We start from the raw sequence: 6,715 nt of genomic DNA, 5'->3' as shown, positions 1-6,715 counted from the left end.
TCACTAAAATTGAATTAGCACATCATAAATGCTCAAATGGAAAGTTTGGCAATTTATGATATGCTGAATGCGGGTTATATAGTACAGTAAAAGAAAAAGTATTTACAGGAAATATTGTGCTATCAATTATTGTGATAATAGGGTATTGTTATTCTTCAACTATTAGATATATAAAGGCGAGAAGAATCAACTGTGATACTATGATTTTTAAAGAAGAGACATATTTTTATATATTCCTAGTTGGAATATCTCAAATTATAATATCTGTTATAGGGGCAGGAGATGCAGACTTAGCTAAGCATGTTTTCATGTATAATATGAGTTTTGATTTAATTATAATATATTTTATATCTATAAAATTAAAAAAGCATCAGGCTAAGATAAAACCCCAAAAACAATAGATATATATGTTTCAATTCACAATGCACAATTGCGGATGAAATTCTTGTAATATTTCTACAACATATATGTTTAAGCTATTAAGCTCATATCTTTACTAGAAATCATAAATATATTTGTAACCACAAGGGTCATAATATGGAGAAAACATTTGAAAATGAGAGTTTGATTTATACTTTGAAATATATTCCATACTAGAAAGTAGAAACATTTTTGCGCAGCAGGCATTTAAAAATGAACTGTTAAAGGTGCTTTATTGTAGGTTGTTCCACTTGTGCTTGTCACACTGAAAGTGGGAGCAAGCACGAGTGGCGACAACCTGCAATTTAGCACTTTCAGCGAAATTTTTATAGTCCTGCGAAGCAACAATGTTTTTACTTTCGGTTGGCTATATGTATAAGTCTAATTCATACTTGGGTTATCTGTATATGAAAGAAACAATAAGTAAAATTTGATTTTGTATTCACTTTCAAGTGTTTTGAACTGGAGGAATGATATGTGGAACTAGTTAATGTAAGAAAAAAAGTTGATATCCTAATAACTATACTTATAGCATATTTCTTTGTTTTATGTTTAAGCTATAAAGTCTTTGAATTAGACAATTCTTTTGAAAATTATATTATGCTCGAAGTTGTAATGATAATAGCTCTTGTAAGTTATTATACTAATGTTACCTTAGCGTTGGTTGTTACTCTCGCAGCTGATTTTGTTTATATGAGTTACAAATTATATTTAAATTTCTTGGGAAATATAAATATTGATTTTTATTCATATTACTGGATTTTTCTAATTCCAAGTACAGCTATTTTAATGTCTTTAGTTTCAAGAAATATTTTTGCTCTTCAAACAGAAAATGAAAGTTTAATAAATGAAAATTCAGAATTAGTCATGATAGATGAAGAAACAAATATTAAAAATCAAAGAGCTCTTTTAATGGAGTTGCCAATATATATGAAGTTGAGCACAAGACATAAAATTCCTGTTACTTTACTTATTGTAAAGATTAAATTTGCAGAAAAACTTAGAAGTATATTAGGAAAAGAAGGGTATAAGTTTTTACTAATTCAGGCAAGTCAGGTTCTTGAAAAAAGCTTAAGAGAGGAAGATATTAAATATATAATAGATGATAAGACTTTTGGTTTTTTGACAATTACTGATATTAGTGGAGCTAAAGTAGTAAAGGAGAGATTTAGAGAGAACATTAATAAATATGATTTTACTAAAGGATCTCATTATAAAAAGGTGAAGCTTGATATTCAAATTGGCAGTTATACATTTGATAATTCTATAAAAGATCCGTTGGAACTCATTAGACTGGCAGAGAAGGAATTGGAATATGATATATATGAATAAATGTTTTATTTATAGAGTTATAACAATTTTAATTTGCTTTATAGGCGCTGAGTATTTTATTACCCCCATGAAATGTTATGGAGAAAACGAGAAAATACTTATTTTGTATGATAAAAGTAATGAATATGGAAGTGAAAAAAATTTATTAAGTGCTTTAGTTAAAAGTCAGTTATCAAAAGAAAAGGAAATTAACATAGCTAAAATTAATATAAATAATTCAAAAGATTTAGAGCAGTACAATGAAATATTCATTTTAAATATAGAGGAAGAAAATCATAGTATAGAAGCATTAAGAGAGGAATTAAAATCATATGGAAGAATGGTTAACTGGATTAAAAAATCTTCTGAACTTTTAGATAAAAAGGATTTGAAATTAAAAGCTGAAACTTATTTATATCTTGATAATGTAACTCCTTTTAATGATTTAAATAATTTAATAGGCGAAATAGATTATTTAAAAGATAAGGGAATTAAATTTTTTATAGAAGCAGCGCCGGTATTTGTAAATGAAAATTTGAAGGCTATGGGCAGATTTTCAGAAGCCTTAAGATATGCACAGGCAAATGGAGGAAAAGTAATACTTAAGTTTCCTATAATTAATTCTAAAGGAGTAAATGGAACAGATACAAGTGGAAAAATAACTGGAGATAAACTCAAAGAAGCCTTTAAGAATTATACTAATTATTGGATTTATCCAGTTGGAATAAGTGCTGATGAAGAATTGCTCTATAGAGAAGATTTGAAAAGTATTTTAGAAAGTACTGATACTTTATTTCTAAATCACAATGAAGATATTAACATTGATATAGATAATTATGAGATCAAAGCTTATACCAATTTTATTCAAAAAGTTGATTTAAATGACTATATTAGTAATGAAAAAATAAGCAGTAAAAACGCAATAAAAATAGAAAGTAACTGCAATTTAGAAGAATTTGAAAATAATGTTAATAAAGTTTTAAGTAAAGAAATTAATCTTATTCCAAGTAATGAAATAAGTTCTTATATAAAGTTTGGAAGTGAAATTAAGAATGATCATGGAAGAGTTTTTCTTAACAATCAAGAAGTAACTCAGGATAGATTTATTAATGCAGAAGAATATGAAAGTGCTGTTAATAAAACAATTAATAAAGAAAATCCAATTAAAAAGGATTTAACTTTTACTAATAGAAGATTGGAAATATTCAGCGGAGCAGCGTTAATAATATTTATAGGAATACTTATAATAAGCAGAAATATAGAAAGAAAAAGGTTTTTTAAATAATGGTATGAATATTTTAGATTATTTAGTTATATATTCACTCATAGTAATATGGATAACAATTTTTATGAATGTGATATTAGTAATAGCCGGATATATGTATTATTCAAAAGTAAACAAGGAATATATGTATGAAGAGCTTGAAAGCTATCCATTTGTATCAATATTAGTTCCAGCTCATAATGAAGCTGTAGTAATAAAAAAGACAGTAATTTCTTTGTTAGAATTGGATTATCCAAATGATAAATATGAAATTATAGTAATAAATGATAATTCAAGCGACAATTCTAAAGATGTACTTGAAAATGTCCAAAAAACTTATTATGGCAGAAATCTTATAGTGATTAATACTGATAATATAATAGGGGGAAAAGGAAAATCAAATGCTTTAAACATAGGTCTTCAAAGAAGCAAGGGAGAAATTTTAGCGGTTTATGATGCAGATAATACTCCTGATAAAAATGCTCTTAAGTATTTGGTGCAGACTTTGATAAAAGATAAGAAATTAGGAGCAGTTATTGGAAAGTTTAGATGCAGAAATAAGGATGTAAATTTACTTACAAACTTTGTTAATATAGAAACTCTTACATATCAATGGATGGCGCAGGCAGGAAGATGGTATATGCTTAAACTTTGCACCATTCCAGGAACTAATTTTGTAGTTAGAAGAGAAGTGATGGAAGAAATGGGAGGTTGGGATACGAAGGCTATAACAGAAGACACAGAAGTCAGCTTTAGAATTTACAGAATGGGATATAAAATAAAATTTATGCCTCTTGCAGTAACTTACGAACAAGAACCTCAGACTATTAAAGTATGGTTTAAGCAGAGAAACAGATGGGCAAAAGGAAATATATATGTAGTAATAAAAAATCTGAAATATTTATTTGGACTAGAAGCAGGAGTGACAAAATTTGATATTCTATATTATACTTTGGTTTATTTCTTTTTTTTATCTGCAAGTGTAATATCAGACTGTTTATTTTTGCTTGGAGGAGCAAATTTAATTGAACTTCATATTGGAGGGTATGAGATTATTTTATGGTTTATGGCATTATTAGTATTTGTCTTATCAGTAATGGTAGCAATTTCAACGGAAAAAGGAGAATTGAATGTAAAAAATGTATTGATTATATTTTTAAGCTATTTTACTTATTGCAAAATGTGGGCTATAGTTTCGGTGGCTGGTTTTTACAATTATATAAGGGATGTTGTATTGAAAAAGGAAGCAAAGTGGTATAAGACAGAAAGATTTTCTTAAGGAGGAGCAGCATGAAAGGATATATTTCAAATAAAGTAATGAGGAACAATGAAAAGCACATCTTTGGAGTATTATTTTTTTTCGTGTGTTTTATTTTTTCTACAGCGATTTTGATATTTAATACAGGTGCTGAAGTATTTGCTGCATCTGAAGGAAATAATATAGAAACAACTGAAAGTATAAAAACTTATAGTTTAAGTAATGACATATCCTTTAATGGAACTTTTTCAAGTCATAGTATATATTTCAATGTAGATAAATGGTGGGAAAATACTAAAGCTGAAGTTCAAGTGAATTTTTCTATAAATCAATTAATTGATAATAGTAAAAATTCCTATATAAAATTATCTGTTAATGGAACGCCTTTTTATTCTCAAAAAGTTTATTACAGAGCAGATTCAGAGGTTCAGCAGTTAACGGTATCTATACCAAAGGAGCTAATAAAAACTGGATCTAGTGAATTAAAAATAGAAGCTTACTTAAGATCATCTGAGGACCCATGTGTAGATGATGTTAATTCAGCTAATTGGTTTGTAATAAAAGATGGTACTAACATAAAAACAACCTTTAATAATATTATTTCCAATAATAAAATATCTGATTTTCCATATCCATTTTTAAAAAATCATGATAATGATAGTGATTTAGAGGATTTATTAATTATAATTCCAGATGATTACACTGATTCAGAGCTTAGTGCTGCATACATCTTAAATTCATATTTACAAAAACTAAATGATAAATATGAAAATAAAATAAATATAACTAAGTATGGAGATTTTCAAAAAGGAGAAAATACCAATAATATATTTATTGGAAAATTTAATAGTTTTCCTAATGAGTATACAGAAGAAAATGATCAAAGTGATGAATGTCTTATAAAAATATCAAATTCATTGTATTCAAAAAATACAAATATTAAAAACATGATGATTTTGTGTAATGATGATGACAACTCAATAAGAGGAGTTAAAGCACTGGGAAACCAAGAGTTAATATCTCAGTTAAGTGGTGATACTTATAAAGTAAATAAAGATTTAAAGGTAGATACAGTTCCAGATACTAAAAGTGGAAAAATCACTTTTGACAATATGGGAATTGGTGAAATACAGTTAAAAGGTGTTTTTAGAAGAGAAGCTGGAATAAGCTATAGTATTCCTAAAAATAAGGTTTTTTCTCAAAGCGATAAGCTTAAAATTTTTATGAGATATTCAGATAATCTTGATTTTGATAAATCTTTAGTTACAGTGTACGTTAATAATACACCTATAGGAAGTAAAAAACTTGATAAGGGTAAGGCTTTAAATGATGAATTGGAGCTTAGTTTACCAAATGATATAAGTTACACAAACTATTTAGATATAAAGCTTGGTTTTGATTTAATTTTAAAAGATACATATTGTGAAAAAAGAGAAGAGGATATGCCTTGGGCCCTTGTTACAAGAGATTCATATTTATATATTGGTGATAACGATACGGAAGGATATTATTTTTCAAGTTACAGTGCACCATTTGTAAAAGACGAAATGTTTAATGATACTGCAATGATTGTTCCAGATAGTCTAAGTTCTAAAGAAATGAATTCATTAGAAAAAGTTATTGGTTTTTTAGGAAAAGATGTTACCTACAATAATGGAGAGTTTAAAGTTATTAGTAATTCAAATGTAACAGCTGATGATAAAAAGAAAAATATAATAGTCTATGGAACTCCAAAAACTAATAAATTGATTCCAGAGATAAATGATAAATTATGGTTTAAGTATGATGAAAGCTATTCAAAATTTTTATCAAATGAAAAGCTTCAATTAACAGAACCTTTTAGCTATAAGATTGCAAATTTCCAATTTGATATATCAAAATACAACAGCCAAAAGGCAATGCTTGTATTAACCTCACCAGATAATAAAGTATTAGAGGACTCTCTAGATTATTTAAGTGTAACGGAGATGTTTCAAAAACTTAATGGAGACTGCGCAATAATAGATGAAGAGGGGAATATTAAAACATATAAAATGAAAAAAGAAACTACAAAGCCAGTTTATGAAAAGGTAGAGGAATTAGGCGGCAATGCTAAGATAATGCTTATAATAATAGGTTTGTTTATAATATTTGCAGTAATTGCTATAGTTCTATATTTATATAAAAACAAAAGCAAAGACAAGAGCGATAAAGGTAAAATAGGAAGTAGAAGAAGACGATACAATAAAAAATAATAAGTTAGTATATTGAGTTTATTTTTCATCATACTGATTCTATAACAATAAGGTTCTGTATAGTAATTTGCATTGTTCCCATTAACAGTAGTTCTGTTTGGCACAATTCAATTAATATCATATTCTGTTCTGTTAGGGAATTATAGTTGTATAACTTAACTACATCTCCGCTAAGTATATTGAACTAATAGAGCATATAAGAGAACAATATACTTATTATGAAAAATA

Annotated in this window: 5 protein-coding genes; all 5 read left to right on the top strand. The window is 27.1% G+C overall.

What is annotated here, in order from left to right; all coding sequences use genetic code 11:
* Positions 1-116: 116 nt before the first annotated feature.
* The 5 genes from ACJDTP_RS04280 (at position 117) to ACJDTP_RS04260 (ending at position 6,487) form a co-directional block, all read left to right on the top strand.
* Positions 117-401 (top strand): hypothetical protein, encoded by a 285-nt coding sequence (locus tag ACJDTP_RS04280; RefSeq protein ID WP_406760595.1) that lies wholly within the window; start codon positions 117-119, stop codon positions 399-401.
* Positions 402-897: 496 nt separating this feature from the next.
* Positions 898-1,752 carry a diguanylate cyclase domain-containing protein gene (locus ACJDTP_RS04275; protein ID WP_406760594.1) on the top strand — a complete coding sequence of 285 codons (855 nt, stop codon included), beginning with the start codon at positions 898-900 and terminating at the stop codon, positions 1,750-1,752.
* Positions 1,736-3,016, top strand: coding sequence for a polysaccharide deacetylase family protein (locus ACJDTP_RS04270; RefSeq protein ID WP_406760593.1), 1,281 nt, complete (start codon positions 1,736-1,738; stop codon positions 3,014-3,016). The genes ACJDTP_RS04275 and ACJDTP_RS04270 overlap by 17 nt, the downstream gene beginning before the upstream one ends.
* 4 nt (positions 3,017-3,020) lie before the next feature.
* Positions 3,021-4,274 carry a glycosyltransferase family 2 protein gene (locus tag ACJDTP_RS04265; RefSeq protein WP_039769550.1) on the top strand — a complete coding sequence of 418 codons (1,254 nt, stop codon included), beginning with the start codon at positions 3,021-3,023 and terminating at the stop codon, positions 4,272-4,274.
* Between the two features lie 11 nt (positions 4,275-4,285).
* Positions 4,286-6,487 (top strand): cellulose biosynthesis cyclic di-GMP-binding regulatory protein BcsB, encoded by a 2,202-nt coding sequence (locus tag ACJDTP_RS04260; RefSeq protein ID WP_406760592.1) that lies wholly within the window; start codon positions 4,286-4,288, stop codon positions 6,485-6,487.
* Positions 6,488-6,715 lie beyond the last annotated feature (228 nt).

The sequence above is a fragment of the Candidatus Clostridium helianthi genome (assembly GCF_045310795.1).
GTDB classification, from domain to species: Bacteria; Bacillota; Clostridia; order Clostridiales; family Clostridiaceae; genus Clostridium; species Clostridium helianthi.
This window is presented reverse-complemented; position numbering and strand designations above follow the sequence as displayed.